This is a genomic window from Sinorhizobium americanum (assembly GCF_001651855.1).
GTDB lineage: Bacteria > Pseudomonadota > Alphaproteobacteria > Rhizobiales > Rhizobiaceae > Sinorhizobium > Sinorhizobium americanum.
Map to the genome: position 1 here is coordinate 62,089 of NZ_LNQC01000036.1, position 22,455 is coordinate 84,543.

Annotated in this window: 19 protein-coding genes; 6 read left to right on the forward strand and 13 right to left on the reverse strand. The window is 63.2% G+C overall.

Annotated features, from left to right (window positions below; all coding sequences use genetic code 11):
• Positions 1-129 precede the first annotated feature (129 nt).
• Genes ATC00_RS02595 through htpX form a run of 4 tightly spaced genes read right to left on the reverse strand, consistent with a single transcriptional unit; the run spans position 130 to position 4,363 of the window.
• Positions 130-1,815 (reverse strand): heparinase II/III family protein, encoded by a 1,686-nt coding sequence (locus ATC00_RS02595; protein WP_037390447.1) that lies wholly within the window; start codon positions 1,813-1,815, stop codon positions 130-132.
• Entirely contained in the window at positions 1,799-1,990 is a 192-nt protein-coding gene (locus ATC00_RS31890) for a hypothetical protein (RefSeq protein ID WP_132073832.1), read from the reverse strand. The genes ATC00_RS02595 and ATC00_RS31890 overlap by 17 nt, the downstream gene beginning before the upstream one ends.
• Positions 1,980-3,404, reverse strand: coding sequence for an RsmB/NOP family class I SAM-dependent RNA methyltransferase (locus tag ATC00_RS02600; protein ID WP_064251883.1), 1,425 nt, complete (start codon positions 3,402-3,404; stop codon positions 1,980-1,982). The genes ATC00_RS31890 and ATC00_RS02600 overlap by 11 nt, the downstream gene beginning before the upstream one ends.
• Positions 3,404-4,363 (reverse strand): zinc metalloprotease HtpX, encoded by a 960-nt coding sequence (gene htpX / locus ATC00_RS02605; RefSeq protein WP_064251884.1) that lies wholly within the window; start codon positions 4,361-4,363, stop codon positions 3,404-3,406. The genes ATC00_RS02600 and htpX overlap by 1 nt, the downstream gene beginning before the upstream one ends.
• 170 nt (positions 4,364-4,533) lie before the next feature.
• Here htpX and ATC00_RS02610 point away from each other — a divergent pair, with 170 nt between their 5' ends.
• Positions 4,534-4,734, forward strand: a complete 201-nt coding sequence (locus ATC00_RS02610; protein WP_037390450.1) for a DUF1674 domain-containing protein — start codon at positions 4,534-4,536, stop codon at positions 4,732-4,734.
• A gap of 248 nt (positions 4,735-4,982) precedes the next feature.
• Here the strand turns inward: ATC00_RS02610 and acs are convergent, their stop codons facing one another.
• On the reverse strand, positions 4,983-6,932 hold the full coding sequence (gene acs, locus ATC00_RS02615; protein ID WP_064251885.1) for an acetate--CoA ligase: 1,950 nt from the start codon (positions 6,930-6,932) through the stop codon (positions 4,983-4,985).
• A gap of 299 nt (positions 6,933-7,231) precedes the next feature.
• Here acs and ATC00_RS02620 point away from each other — a divergent pair, with 299 nt between their 5' ends.
• Positions 7,232-7,933, forward strand: a complete 702-nt coding sequence (locus tag ATC00_RS02620; RefSeq protein WP_037390453.1) for a DUF1013 domain-containing protein — start codon at positions 7,232-7,234, stop codon at positions 7,931-7,933.
• Between the two features lie 94 nt (positions 7,934-8,027).
• Here the strand turns inward: ATC00_RS02620 and ATC00_RS02625 are convergent, their stop codons facing one another.
• Positions 8,028-8,414 carry an ectoine synthase gene (locus ATC00_RS02625; RefSeq protein ID WP_064251886.1) on the reverse strand — a complete coding sequence of 129 codons (387 nt, stop codon included), beginning with the start codon at positions 8,412-8,414 and terminating at the stop codon, positions 8,028-8,030.
• Positions 8,415-8,553: 139 nt separating this feature from the next.
• Here ATC00_RS02625 and ATC00_RS02630 point away from each other — a divergent pair, with 139 nt between their 5' ends.
• On the forward strand, positions 8,554-9,429 hold the full coding sequence (locus tag ATC00_RS02630; RefSeq protein ID WP_064251887.1) for a LysR substrate-binding domain-containing protein: 876 nt from the start codon (positions 8,554-8,556) through the stop codon (positions 9,427-9,429).
• 49 nt (positions 9,430-9,478) lie between these two features.
• Here the strand turns inward: ATC00_RS02630 and ATC00_RS02635 are convergent, their stop codons facing one another.
• Together ATC00_RS02635 and ATC00_RS02640 are read right to left on the reverse strand one after the other, a co-directional pair.
• On the reverse strand, positions 9,479-11,386 hold the full coding sequence (locus ATC00_RS02635; RefSeq protein WP_064251888.1) for an AMP-binding protein: 1,908 nt from the start codon (positions 11,384-11,386) through the stop codon (positions 9,479-9,481).
• Positions 11,387-11,531: 145 nt separating this feature from the next.
• Positions 11,532-12,191, reverse strand: a complete 660-nt coding sequence (locus ATC00_RS02640) for a YggS family pyridoxal phosphate-dependent enzyme (protein WP_037390457.1) — start codon at positions 12,189-12,191, stop codon at positions 11,532-11,534.
• 214 nt (positions 12,192-12,405) lie between these two features.
• Here ATC00_RS02640 and leuS point away from each other — a divergent pair, with 214 nt between their 5' ends.
• Genes leuS through holA form a run of 3 tightly spaced genes read left to right on the forward strand, consistent with a single transcriptional unit; the run spans position 12,406 to position 16,602 of the window.
• The gene (gene leuS / locus ATC00_RS02645) at positions 12,406-15,036 is read left to right on the forward strand and encodes a leucine--tRNA ligase (protein ID WP_064251889.1); all 2,631 of its coding nucleotides are present in this window, start codon (positions 12,406-12,408) and stop codon (positions 15,034-15,036) included.
• Complete coding sequence (gene lptE, locus ATC00_RS02650) at positions 15,023-15,553, forward strand: LPS assembly lipoprotein LptE (RefSeq protein WP_064251890.1); 531 nt, start codon at positions 15,023-15,025, stop codon at positions 15,551-15,553. Before leuS ends, lptE begins: the two co-directional genes overlap by 14 nt.
• Positions 15,554-15,567: 14 nt before the next feature.
• Positions 15,568-16,602 (forward strand): DNA polymerase III subunit delta, encoded by a 1,035-nt coding sequence (gene holA, locus ATC00_RS02655; protein ID WP_064251891.1) that lies wholly within the window; start codon positions 15,568-15,570, stop codon positions 16,600-16,602.
• Between the two features lie 177 nt (positions 16,603-16,779).
• Here the strand turns inward: holA and ATC00_RS02660 are convergent, their stop codons facing one another.
• The 5 genes from ATC00_RS02660 to mnmE form a co-directional block, all read right to left on the reverse strand.
• Positions 16,780-17,670 carry a ParB/RepB/Spo0J family partition protein gene (locus ATC00_RS02660; RefSeq protein ID WP_064251892.1) on the reverse strand — a complete coding sequence of 297 codons (891 nt, stop codon included), beginning with the start codon at positions 17,668-17,670 and terminating at the stop codon, positions 16,780-16,782.
• Between the two features lie 31 nt (positions 17,671-17,701).
• Positions 17,702-18,496: a ParA family protein gene (locus ATC00_RS02665; RefSeq protein WP_064251893.1), complete on the reverse strand. Its 795-nt coding sequence runs from the start codon at positions 18,494-18,496 to the stop codon at positions 17,702-17,704.
• A 14-nt stretch (positions 18,497-18,510) separates the two neighbouring features.
• A complete protein-coding gene (rsmG, locus tag ATC00_RS02670) occupies positions 18,511-19,152 on the reverse strand; it encodes a 16S rRNA (guanine(527)-N(7))-methyltransferase RsmG (RefSeq protein ID WP_064251894.1) in 642 nt (213 codons plus the stop codon).
• Complete coding sequence (gene mnmG, locus ATC00_RS02675) at positions 19,149-21,029, reverse strand: tRNA uridine-5-carboxymethylaminomethyl(34) synthesis enzyme MnmG (protein ID WP_064251895.1); 1,881 nt, start codon at positions 21,027-21,029, stop codon at positions 19,149-19,151. Before mnmG ends, rsmG begins: the two co-directional genes overlap by 4 nt.
• A gap of 95 nt (positions 21,030-21,124) precedes the next feature.
• Positions 21,125-22,444, reverse strand: coding sequence for a tRNA uridine-5-carboxymethylaminomethyl(34) synthesis GTPase MnmE (gene mnmE, locus ATC00_RS02680; protein ID WP_064251896.1), 1,320 nt, complete (start codon positions 22,442-22,444; stop codon positions 21,125-21,127).
• Between the last annotated feature and the right edge of the window lie 11 nt (positions 22,445-22,455).

The window sequence follows — 22,455 nt, forward strand, 5'->3', positions numbered from 1 at the left end:
CAACCATGCTCCTTTGGCAGCGCCGGACGCTTGGAGGAGGGGTGCCGGCGATTGGAATCGCTGCCCGTTAGCACAGCTTGCCAACGGAAGGAACCTTCGCCGCGGCGGAGGTCGAAAATAGGCTTGCCCCTACCCTTCGCTAGTCAGCGTCCACTGGATCTCCGGCTGCGCCGCCACCGCGAAGGTGACGGTGATCTGCGACGAGGCGCGCACGCCGGAGGGGTCGGCGAAGAAAACGTCCTCCTCGATCGCCAGGTCTCCATCCCGGCAGGCAAAAAGCCAGGCCTCGCCATCCGGCGCGCTCAGATAGATCTCGCTCTTGCTGCTTTGCCGGAGCCCGATCGCCGGATGAATGTGAAAGCGGGCGACAGCGATCGCGCTGTCGGACGCCTCCGGATCGCTGCCATTTTCCTGCGAAAGCCGGTCGCGCCCGCGGATCAGCCGGCCACCGTTCAGAATGCCCACGTCGCGCTCGTGGATGAGGCCGAAAGCGGCGAGATAGCCGTCATGGCTCGCCTTGACGGATTCGATGCGGCCCGGCTCGTCGCTTCGCTCCGCCTCAACCTGCGACACACCGCTCACCATGATCGGGCCGAGAAAGCGCGATTGCGAAAAGCGCGAGGAGGAGGTGTCGTTCACCGTCACCGTCGAGTGCGCGGCGGTGGCGCGGGCCATCTGCCGGAATCGTTCGCCGGCGAATTTCGGCGCGCCGGAATTGACGATGAGACGGTTTCGCCCCGAAGACATTTCGAAGGACAGGCAGCCGGCATGGGCGCTGCGCGACAGATGGGCCGACAGCGGACGGCCGGTGTCGACGATAACGACCGTCTCGCCGAGCGAAAGTCGCTCGAAACTGATATGCGGCAGCGATCGGAACGGCTCGCCCGCCGTTTCGTCGTAGCGCAGCACCGAAGCCAGCTCGTGCGCCGGCACCGAGGTTGCGCCGTTGAAGAGCGCCAATTCGCCGCTCTGATGCCGGAAGAACCGAAGCGCCGGGTACATTCGGTCGATGCCAGAGATCAGCCGCGACGGCACGTCGTGACCGAGATTGACATAGGTCTGCCTGAGCGGCAGCAGGTCGAGCAGCAGTTCGAGGCCGGCGCGCGGATTGCGGGAGAAATGGCCGCCATCGGGCAGGATCTGCCGGTCGAGTTCGAGATCCAGAGCGCGCGCGGCCCGGCGCAGCACCGAAGACGAGACCGGCATCGACACGGAAGCCATTGCCAGCGCGATGCGAACCCTGAGCCGCGCCTCACCCTCCGGCACGGTCCCGGCGATGTGTCGGAGATAGCGGACCTGATAGGCGAGGCTTCTCAGGAACCGCCGATAGAAACCATGCTCGGCATTGCGCAGAACAACCGGCGAATGCGACAGCCAGGCGATGACCCGCTGCGCGGTCACATCTGCTTCCCAGGAGATGCCGCCGGTGTTGCGGCCATGCGTACCCATCCAATCGTCGACGATCTGACGCAGCCTGGTGAAGCCCGCCTCATCGCGAACGGCGCGCATATGGCGCAGCCAGTCGAAGGCATGCAGCCGATTGGCAAATTCGTGCGACGGCAGGTCGATCTCGAAGGGCGATTCGCCTTCGGTATCGAGCACCCGGCCAGCCAGCGGATAGCGGCCCTGAAGAATTTCCTCCGCCACGAAGGGATCGATGGCTCTGAGATCGGTCGGCGCAACTATAAGCCGGTCCGGGGTCGACCCGGAGAAACGCAGTGCCGCCAGCCGCGCGAGCGAAAGCCGGCGCGCGAAGCGGCGCCAGCCTTCGCGCAGATACAGGTAAAGCAGCCTTCGTCTAGCGGAAAACAGCATCGGCGCCTGCAGGTTTCTTGATTGCCGCGACGGAACCTTCGAAGCGCTTGAGCAGCACCTGTCGGAATTGCGCCAGAATCGCTTTCATGGGCCGGAATGGTGCCGGAAGGATGATTAAATTTCTATCAATTTGCCACCATTGATAGGCAGGTGGTACTGAAGCGTCAATCGCCACCGGCCCCCGAGCGGCGCAGCACAGCCGCGTAGAAGCCATCGAGCCCGCCGGAAAAAGGAGGCTCGAGCGGCAGCATTGCCGGCGTCGTGCGGAACTCGCCAAGAGTGGTGATCGCCGCCTCGAGCCCGGGCCAGTCGGACGGGGCGATCGGCAGGCGCTCGCAAAGTCCGTCGCCAAGAACGCGTTCGACGACCTCCTCGCCTTCGCGCGGGTCCAGCGAGCAATTGGAAAAGACCACGAGGCCGCCGGGCTTGACGACGCTCAACGCATGCCGCAGCAGACGCTCCTGCAGCCGGGCCAGCTTTTCCACGTCCTCCGGCCCTTTCGTCCAGAGCACATCCGGGTGACGCCGGGTGGTGCCGGTAGACGAGCAGGGGGCATCGAGAAGGGCGGCGTCGAAGAGCTCCTCCGGGCGGAAATCCGCCATGTCGGTCTCTTTCGTGCGGGCCTCGAGGCCGAGCCGCTGAAGGTTACTCTTGAGCCGCCGCAACCGACTGGATGACTGGTCAAGCGCCGTCACCGTCGCACCGGCGAGAATGAGCTGGGCCGTCTTGCCGCCCGGCGCCGCGCAGAGATCGACTACCGTTTTGCCCCAAAGGTCGCCGAAGAGGCGCGCCGGAATCGAGGCGGCCGCGTCCTGCACCCACCAGGCACCTTCCGCAAAGCCCGGCAAAGACGGGATTGTGCCGGAGAAATCGCCGAGCCGGACCGAGCCGGTCGGCAGCACCGTGCCGCTGAGACGCACGGCCCACAAAGCCGGGTCGGACTTCACCGTGAGGTCGATCGCCGCGGGAACGAGCTGCGCTTCCGACATGGCTTCCGCCTGGGGGCGGCCATAATGGGCGACGAGCCGGTCATGGAACCAGGCCGGAATGGCCGGCACGGCCTGCACCTTCGCGACGATCGCCTCCTTCTCGCGCGACAGCCGCCTCAGCACCGCATTGACGAGACTGGCGAAGCGGCGATTGCGCGGATCCGACTGCGCCTGCTCGACCGCAAGGTCGACGGCGGAATGATCCGGAATGTCGAGATAGAGGATCTGCGCCGCAGCGACCGTCAGCACATGCTCGAGCGCACGCGCGCCCTCGGGGAGCGGGGTCTGCAGCAGAGAATCGATGGCGGCGCGGATCCGTGGCAAGTGGCGAAGCGCGGAATTGAGAATGGCGCGCACCAGCGCCCGGTCGGCGTCATTGAGCTCGCGATAGGCCGGATTGCCGTGCTCCTGGTCGAGCATGCCGTCGAGCGACGTCTTGCGATCGATCACCGCTGCCAGGATCTTGGCGGCCGCCTGGCGGCTCTTCAGCCCCGGCTTGAAAAGGGCGTCGGCAACGCCCGACCGCTGGCCGGCCTTCTGGGGCGGCTTGCTTCGGCGAGTTCGTTTCGGATGTGAATCGTTTTGTCTGTCTTCGGGCATCAGGACCAGGGGCCTTTCGGCGGTTCGGAACCACCGCGACCCCAGCCGGTTCTCGGGACAGAGCGCGATTTGCGCACCGCATTATCAGGGCGAGCCGGCGGCGTCGAGCCCACCGACATCTCACCTGCCATCCGCTCGAGCGCGGCGACCCGGTTTTCGGTATTCGGATGGGTCGAAAAGAGGTTGTCCATGCGCTCGCCCGAAAGCGGATTGATGATGAACATGTGCGCCGTCGCCGGATTGCGCTCCGCGTCCTGGTTGTGAATGACATGGGCAGCACCGGCGATTTTCCGAAGTGCCGAGGCGAGCCAGAGTGGATTACCGCAGATCTCGGCGCCGCGCCGGTCGGCGGAATATTCGCGCGTGCGGCTGATCGCCATCTGCACCAGCATGGCCGCAAGCGGAGCGACGATCATCGCGATCAGCACGCCGATAAAGCCGAGCGGATTGTTGTTCTCACGGTTGCCGCCGAAGAAGAAGGCGAAATTGCCGAGCATGGAAATCGCACCGGCGAGCGTCGCCGTCAGCGTCATCGTCAAAGTGTCGCGATACTGGATATGCGCGAGCTCATGCGCCATGACCCCGGCCACCTCCTCATAGGAAAGCGACTGCAGCAGGCCAGTGGACGCGGCGACCGCCGCATTCTGAGGGTTGCGGCCTGTGGCGAAGGCGTTCGGCTGCGGGCTGTCGATGACGTAGACACGCGGCATCGGCAGACCGGCATTCTGCGCCAGGTCACGCACGATGCCGTAATATTCCGGCGCACTGCGCTCGTCGACCTCCTGGGCCCGGTACATCCTCAGGACCATCCGGTCGGAATTCCAGTAGGAGAAGAAGTTCATGCCCGCAGCCATGACCAGGGCGATCATCATGCCGCCCCGGCCACCAATGACATAGCCGACGGCCATGAACAGGACGGTCATGAAGGCAAGCAGCATTGCGGTGCGCACAAGATTCATGGATCAGGCTCCAGGCATATCAGGTCGTTTCCGTTCAACCTCCGGGCATCCGGCCCCCGAACTCCTCAAACGTTTCACGTGAATCAGGGTTCCCGCCTCGACGGAAGCGACTTATATGATGGGGACGAAGCCCCCGTTCTTCAATATCTTAAGGCTGATCCGGCTCGCACATGCAGAACGACAACGACAATTCACCCGATCGGCCGAAGCGGCCGCTGTCACCGGCGGCCCTCCGCGCGCTCCAGGAAGCGAAGGAGCGGCGCCGCGCCGAAGAGCAAAGGCACGCGCCCACCGAAATCGGCGGCCGCGGCGGCCTCGATCCGGCCCGTTTCGGCGACTGGGAAATCAAGGGCCGGGCGATCGATTTCTGAGTGCCTTGGCTAGGGAATCATTATCGTTTCGCGGGCGAATCGAAAATGCTTTCCCCGGGATGAGCCGGCGGCGCTGGCCACTCGAGGTTCCGGCGCAACCTGCCCCTCACCCTAGCCCTTTCGCCGCAGGCGGGGAGGACCGAAGCGGCGCGGCATACCCCTTCTCCCCGCATGCGGGGAGAAGGTCGCGGCAGCGGGATGAGGGGCTTTGCTCATCGCCTCGCGCCGCCATCACCCCTAGGCTCACCTCATGCCCGGTTCTGCCGATTGGCGATCAGGTCGTCGACCACCGCCGGATCGGCAAGCGTCGAGGTATCGCCGAGCGAGCCGAAATCGTCCTCGGCGATCTTGCGCAGAATCCGGCGCATGATCTTGCCGGAGCGCGTCTTCGGCAGGCCGGGCGCGAATTGGATCTTGTCCGGCGTGGCGATCGGCCCGATCTCCGCGCGGACATGTTTCACCAGCTCCTGGCGCAGCTCGTCGCTGCCGGTCTCGCCCGCCATCAGCGAGACGTAGCAATAGATGCCCTGGCCCTTGATCGAATGCGGATAGCCGACGACGGCCGCCTCGGAGACGAGGTGGTGCGAGACGAGCGCCGATTCGACTTCCGCCGTGCCGAGACGGTGGCCGGAGACGTTCAGCACGTCGTCAACGCGGCCGGTGATCCAGTAGTAGCCATCCTCGTCGCGACGGCAGCCGTCGCCGGTGAAGTACTTGCCCTTGTAGGTGTAGAAGTATGTCTGGATGAAGCGCTCGTGATCGCCATAGACGGTGCGCATCTGTCCGGGCCAGCTATCGGTGATGCAGAGATTGCCGTCGGCAGGCCCGTCGATCACATTGCCCTCATTGTCGACGATCTGCGGTTTGACGCCGAAGAAAGGCCGTGTCGCCGAGCCGGGCTTGAGATCGGTGGCGCCCGGCAGCGGCGTGATCAGGATGCCGCCGGTCTCCGTCTGCCACCAGGTGTCGACGATCGGCGAACGCTCGTCGCCGACGACGTGGTAGTACCACTCCCAGGCTTCCGGATTAATCGGTTCGCCGACCGTGCCGAGCAGCCGCAACGACGAGCGCGACGAGCGTTTGACGAAATCGTCGCCGGCGCCCATCAGCGAGCGGATCGCCGTCGGCGCCGTATAGAAGATGTTGACCTTGTGCTTGTCGATCACCTCCCAGAAGCGCCCGGCATCCGGGAAGTTCGGCACGCCTTCGAACATCAGCGTCGTCGCGGCGTTGGCGAGCGGCCCGTAGACGATATAGGAATGGCCGGTCACCCAGCCGACATCGGCCGTGCACCAGTAGATATCGCCGTCGTGATAATCGAAGACATATTGGTGCGTCATCGAGGCGTAGACGAGATAGCCGCCGGTGGTGTGCAGCACGCCCTTGGGCTTGCCCGTTGAGCCGGAGGTGTAGAGGATGAACAGCGGGTCCTCGGCGCTCATCTTCTCCGGCGGGCAATGCGGCTCGGCCGTTGCGGTTTCCTGGTGGTACCAGAGGTCGCGGCCCGGCGCCCAGCCCACCTTGCCGCCGGTGCGGCGCACGACCAGCACCTTGCTGACCATGACGTGCTGGCGGGCAGCGATGTCGATCGCCTTGTCGGTGTTTTCCTTGAGCGGCACCGGCTTGCCGCCGCGCAGGCCCTCGTCGCAGGTGATGACGAAGGTCGACTCGCAATCGACGATGCGGCCGGCGAGCGCTTCCGGCGAGAAGCCGCCAAAAACGACCGAGTGGATGGCGCCGATGCGGGTGCAGGCGAGCATCGCAAAGGCCGCTTCCGGGATCATCGGCATATAGATGGTGACCCGGTCGCCCTTCTGGACGCCATGCTTTTTCAGTACGTTGGCAAGCCGGCAAACCCTGTCGTAAAGCTCGTTATAGGTGATCTTCTTGTCGATATAGGGATTGTCGCCTTCCCAGATGATCGCCGTCTTGTCGCCATGCGACTTCAAATGGCGGTCGATGCAATTATAGGAGACATTGGTGAGCCCGTCTTCGAACCACTTGATCGAAACGTCGCCCTCGAATGACGTATTCTTGACCTTGGTATAGGGCTGGAACCAGTCGATCCGCTTGCCATGCTCGCCCCAGAACGTCTCCGGATCGGCAATGCTCTGCTTATACCATTTCAAATAGGTCGCGTTGTCGATGAGCGTGCGGTTCTTGGCCGCTTCTAGGACCGGATGGGTCTTGACGTCCATGTTTTCCTCCCTGCGCATTGCTGCTGGATCATGGTGCTTGGGGCCGGGGCCGCCCAGACCGCCAGCATGATCGTTTTTTGACGTTGGAGCGGGATTGCACCGCTCGCGGCGGCACTCCCACCGCCCGTTCGGACGATTCATAGCAGGTCAAAGCTTGGCCGCAATTAGACAAAAGCACATTCGGAAGTGAAGAATTGCAATTTCGAGACAACAACGATATAGAACGCTCAATTCCCGGAAATCAGTGGTAGACTCCACGGCCCGCGACACCGGCGCGGACGGACGAAAGGACTATATCCATGGCTCAGCAACTGCTTATGCCCAAGGCAACGGCCGTCTGGCTCGTTGATAACACCGCGCTGTCGTTCGACCAGATCGCGCAGTTCTGCAAACTGCACCCGCTCGAAGTCAAAGCGATTGCCGACGGTGAATCGGCGCAGGGCATCAAGGGCCTCGATCCGATTGCCACCGGTCAGCTTTCGCGCGACGAGATCGCCCGCGGCGAGGGAAATCCGAACCATAAGCTCAAGCTTTCCGAACCGAAGGTCCGCGTTCCGGATTCGAAGCGCAAGGGCCCGCGCTATACGCCGGTCTCCAAGCGCCAGGATCGTCCGAACGCCATTCTCTGGCTGGTCCGCAACCATCCGGAGCTGAAGGACGCGCAGATCTCGCGCCTCGTCGGCACGACCAAGTCGACGATCGAACAGATTCGCGAACGCACCCATTGGAACTCGGCCAACCTGACGCCGATGGATCCGGTCACCCTCGGCCTCTGCTCGCAGATCGATCTCGACCTCGAGGTCGAACGCGCCGCCAAGGGCCGCCCGCTGCCGACGGCAGCCGAATTGGGCGCGACGCTCGAAGCGGCACGGGAAACCGAGAAACTCGACTACGGCTACGAACGCGAGGAAGAGAAGGAAATCGATGCCGACGCCGTCTTCGCCAAACTGAAGTCGCTGAAGTCGGACCGCAAGGACGAAGACGAGGACGACAACTACTGATCGCCTCGTCGCCGGTGATGAGATGCAGAACCCGGGTCGCAGGATCCGGGTTTTTTATTGGCTTAATTGCAAGCGTAAGCGCGTAATTTGCTCCTTAATAAGCCGAGCCCGACGGATCATCGAGGTTGTGGCGTTCGGTGCCCTTGAGCGGCGGATTGAAGATGCTGACGAGGATCAGGTCCTTGTCGCTACCGCCACGCAGATAATGCCTGTCATGCTTGTCGAGCACATAGATGTCACCCTGGCGGATGGGAAAGACATTGCCTTCCATGTCCTCGACCTCACCCTCTCCGGCGATGCAGTAGCAGGCTTCGAGATGGTTGCGGTATTGGAGCAGCGATACGGTTTTCGCCCGCACCACCGTGTGGCAGACGGCAAATCCCATCCCATCCCTTTCCGTCAGCAGACGGTGGCTGGTCCCGCTTCCCCACTCGACGAAGTGGTCGGTGGTTTCGACATCTTGCAGGCTGCGCACGAACATGCTGTTCTCCAATGTGTAAGAGCGTTTGACAAATTGGGGAGAACCGGCTCTCGTCGGTCACCTTGAAGTCCTTTATTCCCGGGAATGCCGGTTCGTACAAACGACGATTCCTCATCGGATAGTTGAGGAGAATTTACATATGCTGCCTCCCCTCGGCGCACTTCGCGTCTTCGAAGCCGCCGCCCGACTTGCGAGCTTCTCGCGGGCCGCCGACGAGTTGCATGTCACCCATGCCGCCGTGAGCCATCAGATGCGGCAGTTGGAGGACTGGTTCGGCCGCCCGCTGTTCCTGCGTGAAAAGCGTGGCGTCAGTCTCGCGCCCGACGCCGAAAGGCTCGCGGAAGCCCTGTCGGCCAGCTTCGAACGAATTGCCGCGGAAGCGGAAGCCTTGAAACTCAGGACGAAGTCGGAAATCACCGTCGCCTGCATTCCATCGATCGCGACGCGCTGGCTAATCCCGGCACTCGGCGATTTCCTGGCCGCCCATCCCGACATCACCGTCAAGGTGATCTATGCCACGGCCGCGCAACGCCTGCGCGAAACCGGCTGCGATGTGCTGATTACGCTCGGCGCCGACAAGTCGGATGGAGTCCTCTGTGAACGACTCTTTTCCCGCGTCAACAGGCCCCTCGCCAGTCCGCGCTACTTGGAGCGGAAGGATGGCCTCAACAACGCCGAAGCCATTGCCGGCGCCGACCTTCTACACGACGAGACGACGCGCCATTGGCAAGACTGGTTCGCCAAGGCCGGTTTGCAGTTGGCCGCCCCGAGAGGTCCGGTGTTCCAGGACTTCAATCTGCTCGCGACGGCGGCGATCGCCGGGCACGGCGTGGCGCTCTGTCCGGTGGAGGTGTGCCGACGGGAGATCGCCAACGGCGACCTTGTTGTGCTTTCGGAAATATCCGTTCTCGAAGGGGAGGGCTATTTTCTCATCAGCAAAGCGTCCCGGCAGAAAGCGGTGTCCGCCTTCTGTGCGTGGTTCAAGGACGTCGTCGACCCGAGGTCGGGGTTCTAGAGGGGTCCTCGCATGCTGACCCTCTCCCCGCGAAATCGTCCGGATTGCGCTAAATCCCGATCCCTTTGGCATGCAGCGCTTCAGCGATCTCGTCGAGGATCGCCGGATCGTCGATCGTCGCCGGCATCTTCCAGGGCTGCCGGTCGGCGATCTTCTGGATCGTCGCGCGCAGGATCTTGCCGGACCGGGTCTTTGGTAGCCGTTTGACGCAGATCGCAGTTCGAAAGGCGGCGACCGGGCCGATGCGCTCGCGGACGAGGGCGATCACCTCCTTCTCGATCTCCGCTGTTTCACGGGAAACATTCGCGTTGATCACCAGGAAGCCGGCCGGAACCTGCCCCTTCATCGGATCGGCGATGCCGATCACCGCACATTCGGCAACATCGGGATGGCTGGCGCAGACCTCCTCCATGGCACCTGTCGAAAGCCGGTGACCGGCGACATTGATGATGTCGTCAGTGCGCGCCATGATGAAGACATAGCCCTCCTCGTCGATATAGCCGGCGTCGGCCGTCTTGTAGTAGCCGGGATATTCGGCGAGATAGGCCGCCCGAAAGCGGTCGTCGGCCTTCCAGAGCGTCGGCAGGCACCCGGGCGGGAGCGGCAGCTTGACGACCACATTGCCGAGCGTGCCGGCCCCGACCGGATGGCCGGCATCATCAAGGACCTGCACGTCATAGCCGGGGAGGGGCACGGCGGGCGATCCGTATTTCACCGGCAGCAGGCCGAGGCCGAGCGGATTGCCGGCGACCGGCCAGCCGGTCTCCGTCTGCCACCAGTGGTCTATGACAGGCACGCCGAGCGCCCGCTCGGCCCAGCGGATCGTGTCCGGATCGGCGCGTTCGCCGGCGAGATAGAGCGCCCGGAAACGCGACAGGTCATAGCGCGCCACATGGGAGGCTTCCGGATCCTCCTTGCGGATCGCTCTGAGCGCCGTCGGGGCCGTGAACATGACCGTGACGCCGTGCTCGGCGATGATCCGCCAATAGGTGCCCGGATCGGGCGTGCCGACCGGCTTGCCTTCGAAGAGCACCGAAGTGCTGCCGTTGAGGAGCGGCCCGTACACGATATAGGAGTGGCCGACCACCCAGCCGATATCGGATGCCGCCCAGAACACCTCGCCGGGCTGGACGCCGAAGAAGTTCTCCATCGACCATTTGAGCGCGACCATGTGGCCGCCATTATCGCGCAAGACGCCCTTCGGCTGGCCGGTGGTTCCGGACGTGTAGAGGACGTAAAGCGGATCGGTGGAGGCGACCGCCGCACAGGGCGTCTCCTCGCCGGCCTGCTTTGCCGCGGCAAGGGCGGCGGCGAAATCGATGTCGCGGCCGGGTACCATATCGGCGGAAAGCATGTCGCGCTGAAAGATCAGACAATGGCCGGGCTTGTTGTTGGCGATCTCGATCGCCTGATCGAGCAGCGGCTTGTAGGCGACGGTGCGGCCGGGCTCCAGTCCGCAGCTTGCCGAAACGACGAGCTTGGGCCGGCAATCGTCGATCCGCACGGCAAGCTCGTTGGCAGCGAAACCGCCGAAGACGACCGAGTGCACGGCGCCGATCCTCGCCGCCGCCAGCATGGCGATCGCGGCCTCCGGGATCATCGGCATATAGATGATGATCCGGTCGCCCTTGCCGATGCCCAGCTTGCCATAGACCGCGGCCATCGCCTTCACGTCGGCGAGCAGCGCCGCATAGGAAATCTTCTCGATCCGCCCCGTGACAGGACTGTCATAGATGAAGGCCGTCTGTTCGGCACGACCGGCCTTCACGTGGCGGTCGAGACAGTTGTAGCAGGTGTTGGTTACGCCATCCGGAAACCAATGACCGTAAGTTCCGAGTTCGGCGTCGAAGATGCGGCGGGGCCTTTCGAACCAGTCGATTGCCTCTGCGGCCTCGGACCAGAACCCACTCGGATCGGCTTTCCATGCGGCATACACGTCGGAATAGCGGCTTGCCATTTCCGGTCTCCTCCACTGACCTTCCGGACGGACTGGCCCGGCTCCTCAGTCGAAAGGATAGGCCTGTGGAGGGAAAGATGAAGCCCGACGAAAGAGTAATGGAGCGGAACCGCGGGTTCCAGGCTTCATCTCAAGATCCAAGAAATCAGCGCGCGCCGAAAATCGCCGATCCGACCCGCACGCTGGTGGCGCCGAAGCTGACGGCCGTTTCAAAATCGCCGGACATGCCCATGGACAGCCGGGTCAGACCGCACTTGTCGGCCAGCTTGGCAAGCAAGGCGAAATGCGGACCCGGATTTTCGTCGGCCGGCGGAATGCACATCAGCCCTTCTACCTCGAGGCCGAGTTGCGAACGGCAGAAATCGACGAAGGCAACCGTGTCCTCCGGCGCTATTCCGGCCTTCTGCGGTTCGAGCCCGGTATTGACCTGCACATAAAGCCGGGGTCGGCGGCCCTGTCGCTCCATCTCCGCAGCGACGGCGCGGGCGATCTTCTCGCGGTCGATCGTCTCGATCACGTCGAAGAGGGCGACGGCGTCGGCCGCCTTGTTGGATTGCAGCGGACCGATCAGGTGCAATTCGGTGTCGGGCGTCTCGGCCTTCAGCTCCGGCCATTTGCCTTGTGCTTCCTGGACGCGGTTCTCGCCGAACACCCGCTGCCCGGCGGCAATCACCGGCCGGATAATGTCCGCATCGAAAGTCTTCGAGACGGCGACGAGCATGACGACGCCTTCAGCCCGTTTCGCCGCCTTTTCGCTCACGCGAATCCGGCTCAGGACATCGTCCAGTCGTTCCTCTACGTCCATGCTTGTGCTCCTTGCCATTCGAGGCCCGCCAGCCGGATTATTGAAACTTGCCGTGCTTGCCAAGCCCGGCCAAGCCGAGGGCGGCCAATTCCGCCAAAGTACGGCGCGCAGGGCCTTCAAAACTTGACGGTCAGGCGGTTTCATGATGAAGGTCAGGCCAACTATCACGAGGGCGCTTTGAGCCCCGCAGATTTTCCGGAACATCGACAGAGACATGGCTACCGAACGATATAATCCGCGTGACGCCGAACCGCGCTGGCAGCAGGAATGGGATGCGCGCAAGGTCTTCGAGACGAAGAACGACGATCCGCGTGAAAAATACTACGTGCTCGAGATGTTCCCCTATCCGTCCGGCCGCATCCACATGGGCCATGTGCGCAACTACACGATGGGCGACGTCGTCGCTCGCTACAAGCGCGCCCGCGGCTTCAACGTGCTGCATCCGATGGGCTGGGACGCCTTCGGCATGCCGGCCGAGAACGCCGCCATGGAGCGCGGCGTCCATCCGGCCGGCTGGACTTACCAGAACATCGCCGCGATGAAGGCGCAGCTCAAGGTCATGGGGCTGTCGCTCGACTGGAGCCGCGAATTCGCCACCTGCGATCCGGCCTATTACCAGCGCCAGCAATATCTCTTCCTCGACTTCCTGGAAAAGGGCCTGGTCTACCGCAAGCAGTCGAAGGTCAACTGGGATCCGATCGACAACACCGTGCTCGCCAACGAGCAGGTGATCGACGGTCGCGGCTGGCGCTCCGGCGCGCTCGTCGAGCAGCGCGAGCTGACCCAATGGTTCTTCCGCATCACCGATTTCAGCCAGGACCTGCTCGACTCGCTCGACACGCTGGACCAGTGGCCGGAAAAAGTGCGGCTGATGCAGAAGAACTGGATCGGCCGCTCCGAGGGGCTGTTGCTCCGCTGGGAGCTCGATCCGGTGACCGTTCCCGGCGAGAGCAGCGAATTGACCGTCTACACGACGCGGCCCGACACGCTCTTCGGCGCCTCCTTCCTGGCGATTTCCGCCGACCACCCGCTCGCCAGGGAAGCCGCCGCCAAGGATGCGGCGATCGACGCCTTCTGCGAGGAATGCCGGCGCGCCGGCACCTCGCTCGCGGTCCTGGAAACGACTGAGAAAAAGGGCATCGATACCGGCGTTCGCGCCCGCCACCCGTTCGATTCGAACTGGGAACTGCCCGTCTATGTCGCCAATTTCGTGCTGATGGACTATGGCACGGGCGCTATCTTCGGCTGCCCATCCGGCGACCAGCGCGACCTGGATTTCGCCCGCACCTACGGCCTGCCGGTCGTGCCGGTGGTGATGCCGAAGGACGCCGATGCCGCGACCTTCGCGATCGGCGACGAAGCCTATGTCGGCGACGGCGTGATGATCAATTCGCGCTTCCTGGATGGGCTCTCCACGGAAGAGGCCTTCGAGGCGGTCGCCTCGAAGCTCGAAAATGAGACGCTGAACGGCGCTCCGCGCGCGGAGCGCAAGGTGAATTTCCGCCTGCGCGACTGGGGCATCTCCCGGCAGCGTTATTGGGGCTGCCCCATCCCGGTCATCCATTGCGAGGCTTGCGGCGTCGTTCCGGTGCCGAAGGCGGATCTGCCGGTCACCCTGCCGCCGGATGTCACCTTCGACAAGCCCGGCAACCCGCTCGACCGGCACCCGACCTGGCGGCATGTCGCCTGCCCTGAATGCGGCAAGGATGCCCGCCGGGAAACCGACACGATGGACACTTTCGTCGATTCCTCCTGGTACTTCACGCGCTTCACCGCGCCCTGGGAAGACACGCCGACCGATCCGAAGGTCGCCAATCACTGGCTGCCGGTCGATCAGTATATCGGCGGCATCGAGCACGCCATCCTGCACCTGCTCTATTCGCGCTTCTTCACCCGGGCGATGAAGGCGACCGGCCATGTGGCGCTGGACGAACCGTTCAAGGGGCTGTTCACGCAAGGGATGGTCGTGCACGAGACCTATAGCCGCGGCGAAGGCGCGCAGCGCGAGTGGGTCACGCCGGCCGAAATCCGCATCGAGGAAATCGACGGCCGCCGCCGCGCGCTCTTGATCGAGACCGGCGAAGAGATCGCCATCGGCTCGATCGAGAAGATGTCGAAATCCAAGAAGAACGTCGTCGATCCGGACGACATCATCGGCTCCTACGGCGCCGACACGGCACGCTTCTTCGTGCTCTCCGATTCGCCGCCGGACCGCGACGTGATCTGGTCCGAGGCGGGCGTCGAAGGCGCTCACCGCTTTGTGCAGCGCGTCTGGCGGCTGGTCGGAGAGGCTGCGGAAAGCCTGCGCGGCGTAAGTGCTTCGCCGGCTAAAGAAGGGCAAGGGGTCACCATTTCGCAGGCCGCCCATCGTACCCTCCGCTCCGTCGAAGCCGACTACGACAAGCTTGCCTTCAACAAGGCGGTGGCCCGCATCTACGAACTCGTCAATGTTCTCGCTGCACCGCTGACCCAGGTCGCGTCCGGCAAGGCCGACGAGTCTGTCACCGCTGCGGTCAAGGATGCAACGACGATCCTGATCGACCTGATCGCGCCGATGATGCCGCATCTGGCGGAAGAGTGCTGGCGCGAGATTGGCGGCGAGGGGCTGATCGCCGAACGCCCATGGCCGGCCTTCGACCCGGCGCTCGTCGTCGAGAACGAAATCACCCTGCCGGTGCAGATCAACGGCAAGAAACGCGCCGATTTGACAATCGCGCGCGACGCAGATCAGAGTACGATCGAAAGCGCCGTCCTCGCACTTGACGCCGTCCAGGCGGCGCTAAACGGTGGCAAACCGAAAAAAATCATCGTCGTGCCGCAAAGGATCGTCAATGTCGTTGTCTGAGAAAGCTGGCCTTCGTTCCCGCTACCTTGGCGTGCTTGCCGGCACCTTACTGCTGGCGGCGCTGGCCGGCTGCCAGGTGCGTCCGCTCTATTCCGACGGCCCGACCGGCGCCACTTCCGCGGCGCTTGCCTCGATCGAGATCGCGGAAGCCGACGACCGCGTCGAGCAGGAAGTGCGTAATGCATTGATCTTCCTGGCCGCCGGCGGCCAAGGCGAGCCCGTCAACCCGCAATTCCATCTCGCCCTCAATGTTTCGCACCGCACGATGGGTGTGCTTTACGACGATGCCGAGGATCGCGCAGCCGCGGGCCGCATTGTCGTCAAGGCGGACTACAATCTGACACGGACGGCGACCGGCGAGACCGTGAAGGCCGGCTATCGCTCGGCCGTCGCGCTCGCCGATTTCCCGGAACAGGAATTCGCCAAGGTCCGGGCCGTGCGCGACGCCGAAAGCCGCGCTGCAAAGGAGCTGGCGGAACTCATCAGGGCCGATATCGCCGCCGCCCTCGGCCGCTGAAGACCGGTGGTCGGATGAGCGAGGTCAAGTCGCACGAATTCGACAGTTTCTTGAACAGAGGCGCGTCGAACTACCGCCTTTTCCTGCTCTACGGTCCCGATCGCGGCCTTGTTTCTGAGCGCGCCACGCAGCTTGCCGGCCGCTCCGGCGTTGCTCTCGACGATCCGTTTGCCCTCGTCAAGCTCGACGCTTCGGAGCTACAGCAGGGCGCCGGCCGGGTTCTGGACGAGGTCAACGCCATCGGTCTGTTCGGCGGCGAGAAACTCGTCTGGATCCGCGGCGCCTCGGGCGAGAAGGCGGTCGTCGAGGCCCTGCAAGTCCTCGCCGACAGCCCCTCCGTTGGCAGCACGCTCATCATCGAGGCCGGCGATCTCAAGAAGGGGGCGGCGCTCAGGAAGATCGGCGAATCCTCGCGAGCCATCGCCTCGGTCGCCTGCTACAGCGATGATGCTCGCAGCCTGCATGCCCTGATCGACAAGGAACTCGCCGAGGCGGGTTTGCGCATAAGCCCGGCGGCGCGCGAGCATCTTGTTGACGCGCTCGGCGGCGACCGTATCGCCTCGCGCAACGAGCTGCGCAAGCTCGCGCTCTACTGCCTCGGCAAGGATATGGTCGACGAGGAGGATGTCCTCGCCATCATCGGCGATGCCAGCGCCATTTCTGTCGACGACGCGGTGGATGCGGTGCTCCAAGGTGACGTCGATGCGCTGCTGCACGCCATGAAAAAGATCACCACGTCGAAAACGCCGCCCTTCCTCGTGCTGCAGGCCTGCCTCCGGCAGTTTCAGCAACTGGACGTGATGCGCGCCGAAATGGACGCGAACGGGCAACAGGCGAGCCAAGTGGTCGCAAGCCTCGGCCGCGGCCTGCATTTCCGGCGCAAGCCGATCGTCGAGGCGGCGCTGAAACATTGGACCACGCCGGCGATTCGGCGGGAACTCGGCCGGCTTCAGGCGACCATTTACCAGAGCCGTGCCCGCCAGAGCCTTGAAGAAAGCCTTGTGCTGCAAAACCTGCTGGCAATTGCTATTCAATCGGCACGGCGTTGAAGCCGCCGACCGGGATGGTGGGCGCGGCTCTCTATGAACTGAGGGCTACTCTTCAATAAAGCGCAACGCAGTTGCCGTCGCGTCAAGGCAGAGTCGTGCCCGCCCGCTCAGACAAAGAATGGTCCGGCGTAGGAATGCTCTTGCAGGACGGCCGCTCTCCGGCGAGGAGCGCCGTCTTCAGCGCCGCTCCAGTAACCGGCAGATTTCTTCGAGCTGATCGAGCGTCTTGTAGGCGATCCTGAGGTGGCCGCCGGAGGCCTTGTGGCTGACGGTAACTTCCAATCCCAGGCTGTCCGACAAGGTACGCTCGAGCGCCAGCGTATCGGCGTCTTTTTCCTCGCGATGCCGCCCCTTGGCGAAATTGGGGTCGTTCTGCGCCTTGATGTCGTTTTGGGCGAGGCGCTCCGCTTCGCGCACCGAGAGCCCCTTGGCAACGATCGAACGCGCCAGCGCCACCGGATCGGAGGTCGGCACCAGGGCGCGGGCGTGCCCCGCCGAGAGGCTGCCATCGGAAAGCATGTCGCGCACCGGCTCCGGCAATTTGAGCAGCCGCAGGCTGTTGGCGACGTGGCTGCGGCTCTTGCCGATGATATCGCCGAGATCGTTCTGTGTGTAGCCGTGCTCAGCGATCAGCTGCTCGTAACCAAGCGCCTCTTCCAGCGGATTGAGATCGGAGCGCTGGACGTTCTCGACGATGGCGATTTCCAGCGCCGTCCGATCGTCGACGTCGCGAACGATCACCGGAATCTCGGTGAAACCGGCAAGCTGAGCAGCGCGCCAGCGGCGCTCGCCGGCGATGATCTCGTAGCGCTCATGACCGACTGTGCGGACGACGACCGGTTGAACGATGCCATGCTGGCGGATCGAGCTCGCCAGATCCTGCAGTTCCGCCTCGTCGAATTGGCGGCGCGGATTGCGCGGGTTGCGGGAGACGAACTCGATCGGTACGCGCCGGTCGGGATTAACCGGGGTCGTCGGCGCCGTTCCGCTCTGCAACGGCTGATCCATCTCGCCGATCAAGGCGGCCAAGCCGCGGCCGAGGCGTCTCTTGGAGCTGTCGTCGTTCATACTACACCCGATAATTACGAATCCGAAACAATCACGCAGCCTTGCGCTGCCGCTCACGCTGGATGACTTCCGAGGCCAACTGCAGATAGGCTTGGCTCCCGGCGCATTTGAGATCATAAAGAATCGCCGGCTTGCCGTAAGATGGCGCCTCCGAAACGCGGACGTTCCGGGGAATCAAAGTGTGATAGACCTTTTCGCCAAGATGCGTTCTGACGTCGCTGACGACCTGCTGGGCGAGGTTGTTCCGAGAGTCGAACATTGTCAGCACGATGCCCTGAATATCCAGGCTCGGATTGACGGTACGGCGAACCTGGTCGACCGTCTCTAGAAGCTGGCTCAAACCCTCAAGCGCGAAGAACTCGCATTGAAGCGGCACAAGCACCGAATGCGCCGCCGCCATGGCATTCATCGTTAGGAGGTTGAAGGAGGGCGGACAATCCACCAGAACGTATGAATAGTTGAGTGCCTCAGGCGCCGCAAGCGCCTTGCGCAGTCGGAACACCCGATCGGACTCCCGCGAAATCTCCATTTCTACGCCGAGAAGATCCATGGTCGACGGGACAATGGCGAGATTCGGCACGGCCGTCCCCTGAGCGATCTCCCCGATCGAATGGCTCCCCATCATCAACTCGTAGGAGGACAAATGCCTGTCGCGCCGCTGGATGCCCAGTCCGGTGCTGGCGTTTCCCTGCGGATCGAGATCGACGATCAAGACTCTTTCGCCGATAGCCGCCAGTGCGGTCGCGAGGTTGATTGCGGTGGTCGTCTTGCCGACGCCGCCCTTCTGATTGGCAATGGTGATAATCCGATTCTTTGGGCCAAACATGCTTCGCTCGCCTATCACTTCGTCCGACGTGAAAGATTTGCAACCTCGAGCACCACCGAATCCGGCTCGACGACACTTGCATGTTTTACCAGATCGAATTGAAAGCGGCTAATCGCTTTATCAACTTCCGTTTGATAATCCCGGCCTTTGTGAAAGAAAGCGACAGCTTTGGCGTCCTCTTGAAGCATCCACGGTGCGCAATAGTCCAGCAGTTGGGTCAAATCGGCAAGCGCACGTGCGGAAATTGCGTCGCAGCGGGGAATGAGGGAGGGGGCTTGCTCGATCCTAATCGGATGAACCGAACCTCGCGCGCCCGTTTCGTTGAGAGCGACGCGCAGAAAGGCCGCTTTCTTGTTGTTGCTTTCGACGAGATGGACCCAGCCTTCGGGGAATTCCGACAGGCAAATGGCGGTGATCACACCCGGGAAGCCGCCGCCACTGCCAAGATCCACCCACGTCTTGGGCGAAGGAGACAGCTGAAAGACCTGCAGACTGTCGAGGACATGGCGCTGCCAAAGATCCTCAATCGTAGACGGAGCCACGAGGTTAATCGACTTCGCCCACTTCTGAAAAAGCCCGGCGAAATGCTCCAGTTTTTCGAGCGTTTCACGTGAAACACGCAACGCTTTCATGCGCTCGGCAGGACTCGCGTTCATTGTGCCGCACGCCCCGCAGCCAACACGCAGCGCTCCTGCCGCCGCAGCCAGGACAGCAGCAACGACACGGCCGCGGGCGTCATGCCATCGACCTTCATCGCCTGCGCCAAATTGCGCGGCCGCTGCTGCGCCAGCTTCTGCTTCAGCTCGTTGGAGAGCCCCGGCAAGTGGCTATAGTCAAAGTCCTCCGGAATCGATGCACTCTCTTCTCGCCGAATTCCGGCGATGTCTGCCGCCTGGCGCTCCATATAGACGGCGTAAGCGGCATCGATCTCCAGCGCTTCGGTGACGCGCCGATCAATGTCTTCCAGCTGCGGCCACAGGAGTTTCAGCCCGTCGATCGTCTGATCGGGATAGGAAAGGACGTCAAAGGCCGAGCGCCGCTGGCCGTCCTGATTGAGATTGAGGCCGAACCGCTTTCCCTCGGTCGGCGTCACCGACAGCGATTGCAGGAGTGCGCGGCCGTTCTCATAGGCGTGCCTCCAGGACTCGAACCGGGCTCGCCGCGCGTGCCCGACGCAACCGAGTCCGATGCCGACGGGCGTCAGGCGCATGTCGGCATTGTCGGCCCTGAGCGACAGTCTATACTCGGCCCGAGAGGTGAACATCCGATAGGGCTCGGTGATTCCGCGCGACGTCAGATCATCGATCATCACGCCGATATAAGAGTCTGTCCGACTGAAGACGACGGGTTCTCGGCCCATTGCCGCCAACGCAGCGTTGACGCCAGCGACAAGGCCCTGCGCCCCGGCTTCTTCATAGCCGGTCGTGCCATTGATCTGACCCGCCAGGAAGAGACCGGGCATTTTGCGGACCGCCAGCGACAACCTGAGCTCGCGCGGATCCACATGATCATACTCGATGGCGTAGCCGGGCTGAAGGATTGCCACATCCTCAAGACCGGGTATCGTCCGGATGAAGGCGTCCTGAACATCCTCCGGCAAGGAGGTCGAGATACCATTGGGATAGACGGTGTCATCGTCCAGGCCTTCGGGTTCGAGGAAGATCTGGTGACCGTCCCGTTCGCCGAAGCGGACGATCTTATCTTCGATCGACGGGCAGTAGCGCGGGCCGACCCCCTCGATCTGGCCGGAATACATGGCCGAGCGGTGAATGTTTTCGGCAATGATCTTGTGCGTCGCATCGGTCGTGCGAGTGACGCCGCAATCGATCTGGTGATTGACGATCGCGTCGGTCATGAAGGAGAAGGGCACCGGCTGCTCGTCCGGGCCCTGCCGGCCGATGCGGTCCCAGTCGATCGTCCGGCCATCCAGCCGCGCCGGCGTGCCCGTCTTCAACCGTCCGAGCTTCAGGCCAAAGCGGGAGAGCGTTTCCGACAGGCCAAGCGATGGCTCTTCGCCAACACGCCCCGCCGGAATCTTGCGATCACCAATATGAATGAGGCCCTTCAGGAACGTACCGGTGGTCAGCACCACCGAGGCAGCCCGAAAACCTCTTCCATCCTTCATGATCACGCCGGTAACGGCGTCACCTTCGGTCAGGAGATCAAAAGCGTCACCTTCAATAACGGTGAGATTGCCAATCGCGCTAATCTCCCGCTGCATCGCCTCGCGATAGAGCCGGCGATCCGCCTGAGTGCGCGGGCCCCTGACCGCGGGCCCCTTGCGCCGGTTGAGCAGCCGGAACTGGATGCCGGCCGCATCGGCGACGCGCCCCATCAGCCCGTCGAGGGCGTCGATCTCCCGAACCAGGTGCCCCTTGCCGAGGCCGCCGATCGCCGGGTTACAGGACATCACCCCGATCGTCTCGATTTTATGGGTGACCAGAGCCGTCCGGGCGCCAAGCCGCGCCGCCGCCGAAGCGGCTTCACAGCCGGCATGACCGCCGCCAATCACGATGACATCATAGCTCGTCATAGACACTCCCGTGCGATCGGGTTTTGATTGTTAATTCGCCGCATCTGTCAAGGAGGTTTCACGTGAAACGAGATTGAACTCGCTGCGCCCCCGCCTCACTTGCCGATACAGAACTCCGAGAATATCACGTCGAGCAGGTTCTCGACATCGACGCGACCGGTGACCCTTCCGAGCGCGTCGCCGGCGACGCGCAATTGCTCCGCCTGCAGATCGAGGCCCGTGGTGGCCAAGGCGCGCGCCAGCGCGACACTTGCCTGCTTTAGGCAGTCCACATGACGCTTTCTTGACGGAATGGCAAGTGACGTGCGCCCGGCGAGATCCGGCAGGTGCTCTGTGACCCTATCCAGCAAATCGCCGATGCCGTCGCCGGTCTTCGTCGACAGTAACACATCCGCCTGTCCCGCCTGCCAACTCGCCGCGTTTCGGTCGATCTTGGTAGCGACCCGGATAATCGGAACATCGGCAGCAATCGCCTCGTTCCAAACAAAACCATCCGGTTTTTCCGATAGCAACAGGAGCAAATCGGCGTGTCCGATAACTTCCCGTGCCCGGCGGATGCCCTCGCGCTCGACGACCTCGTCCGTCTCTCTGAGCCCGGCCGTATCGAATAGCTTAACTGAGAATCCGGCTAAGGAAAGATCGACCGAGATGACGTCGCGGGTCGTGCCGGCGATTTCCGTTACGATGGCAATGTCCCGTTTCGCCAGCGCGTTGAGCAGGCTGGACTTGCCGGCATTCGGCTCGCCGGCAATGACGATCTTCAGCCCGTCGCGAATGATCTCGGCCAGGCCGGCCTGTCCTATATGGGCGTCGATCTCCGTCTGAAGCTTCTCGACATCCCTCCAGATCGTGACGCTGACGGAGCCCGGGACATCCTCTTCATCGGCAAAGTCGAGTTCCGCCTCGATCATCGCGCGCGCATGGGTCAGGCGTCGCGCCCAGCCCTGGTAGAGAGCCGATTGACCGCCACTCGCCTGTTCGATCGCCAGGCGACGCTGCATTTCGGTTTCGGCCGAGATCAGGTCGGCCAGTCCCTCGACCTCGACGAGGTCCAGCTTGCCGTTCTGAAAAGCGCGCCGCGAGAATTCGCCGGCGTCGGCGTGCCGCAATCCATCGAGCTCGGCAAGCGCCTCGAGGACGGCATGCACGACGGCACGCCCGCCATGCAACTGCAGTTCGCAGCAATCTTCGCCGGTAAATGAGGCCGGTCCGGGAAAATAGATCACCAGGCCGGTATCGAGCATCTCACCGTTTCGAGTCCGAATCGTTCGCAGCGAAGCTGTGCGCGGTTTCGGCAGGGCGCCGCAAAGCTGCGCGATCGTACCGGCCGTCGCCGGTCCGCTGATACGGATGACGGCAACCCCGGCGGGCAGGGCGCCGCTGGAGAGCGCGTAAATGGTATCCGTGAGCTGCATCGGTTTGTTCA

Excerpts from the sequence above, each read along its gene's own strand:
- ATC00_RS02630 (WP_064251887.1), top strand. The coding sequence starts at position 8,554 with ATGCTGCCTCCCCTCGGCGCACTTCGCGTCTTCGAAGCCGCCGCCCGA.
- ATC00_RS02620 (WP_037390453.1), top strand. The coding sequence starts at position 7,232 with ATGGCTCAGCAACTGCTTATGCCCAAGGCAACGGCCGTCTGGCTCGTT.
- leuS (WP_064251889.1), top strand. The coding sequence starts at position 12,406 with ATGGCTACCGAACGATATAATCCGCGTGACGCCGAACCGCGCTGGCAG.
- rsmG (WP_064251894.1), bottom strand. The coding sequence starts at position 19,152 with ATGAACGCGAGTCCTGCCGAGCGCATGAAAGCGTTGCGTGTTTCACGT.
- ATC00_RS02595 (WP_037390447.1), bottom strand. The coding sequence starts at position 1,815 with ATGCTGTTTTCCGCTAGACGAAGGCTGCTTTACCTGTATCTGCGCGAA.
- ATC00_RS02635 (WP_064251888.1), bottom strand. The coding sequence starts at position 11,386 with ATGGCAAGCCGCTATTCCGACGTGTATGCCGCATGGAAAGCCGATCCG.
- ATC00_RS02625 (WP_064251886.1), bottom strand. The coding sequence starts at position 8,414 with ATGTTCGTGCGCAGCCTGCAAGATGTCGAAACCACCGACCACTTCGTC.
- htpX (WP_064251884.1), bottom strand. The coding sequence starts at position 4,363 with ATGAATCTTGTGCGCACCGCAATGCTGCTTGCCTTCATGACCGTCCTG.
- acs (WP_064251885.1), bottom strand. The coding sequence starts at position 6,932 with ATGGACGTCAAGACCCATCCGGTCCTAGAAGCGGCCAAGAACCGCACG.
- lptE (WP_064251890.1), top strand. The coding sequence starts at position 15,023 with ATGTCGTTGTCTGAGAAAGCTGGCCTTCGTTCCCGCTACCTTGGCGTG.
- mnmE (WP_064251896.1), bottom strand. The coding sequence starts at position 22,444 with ATGCAGCTCACGGATACCATTTACGCGCTCTCCAGCGGCGCCCTGCCC.
- ATC00_RS02610 (WP_037390450.1), top strand. The coding sequence starts at position 4,534 with ATGCAGAACGACAACGACAATTCACCCGATCGGCCGAAGCGGCCGCTG.
- ATC00_RS02640 (WP_037390457.1), bottom strand. The coding sequence starts at position 12,191 with ATGGACGTAGAGGAACGACTGGACGATGTCCTGAGCCGGATTCGCGTG.
- ATC00_RS02600 (WP_064251883.1), bottom strand. The coding sequence starts at position 3,404 with ATGCCCGAAGACAGACAAAACGATTCACATCCGAAACGAACTCGCCGA.
- mnmG (WP_064251895.1), bottom strand. The coding sequence starts at position 21,029 with ATGACGAGCTATGATGTCATCGTGATTGGCGGCGGTCATGCCGGCTGT.
- ATC00_RS02660 (WP_064251892.1), bottom strand. The coding sequence starts at position 17,670 with ATGAACGACGACAGCTCCAAGAGACGCCTCGGCCGCGGCTTGGCCGCC.
- ATC00_RS02665 (WP_064251893.1), bottom strand. The coding sequence starts at position 18,496 with ATGTTTGGCCCAAAGAATCGGATTATCACCATTGCCAATCAGAAGGGC.
- holA (WP_064251891.1), top strand. The coding sequence starts at position 15,568 with ATGAGCGAGGTCAAGTCGCACGAATTCGACAGTTTCTTGAACAGAGGC.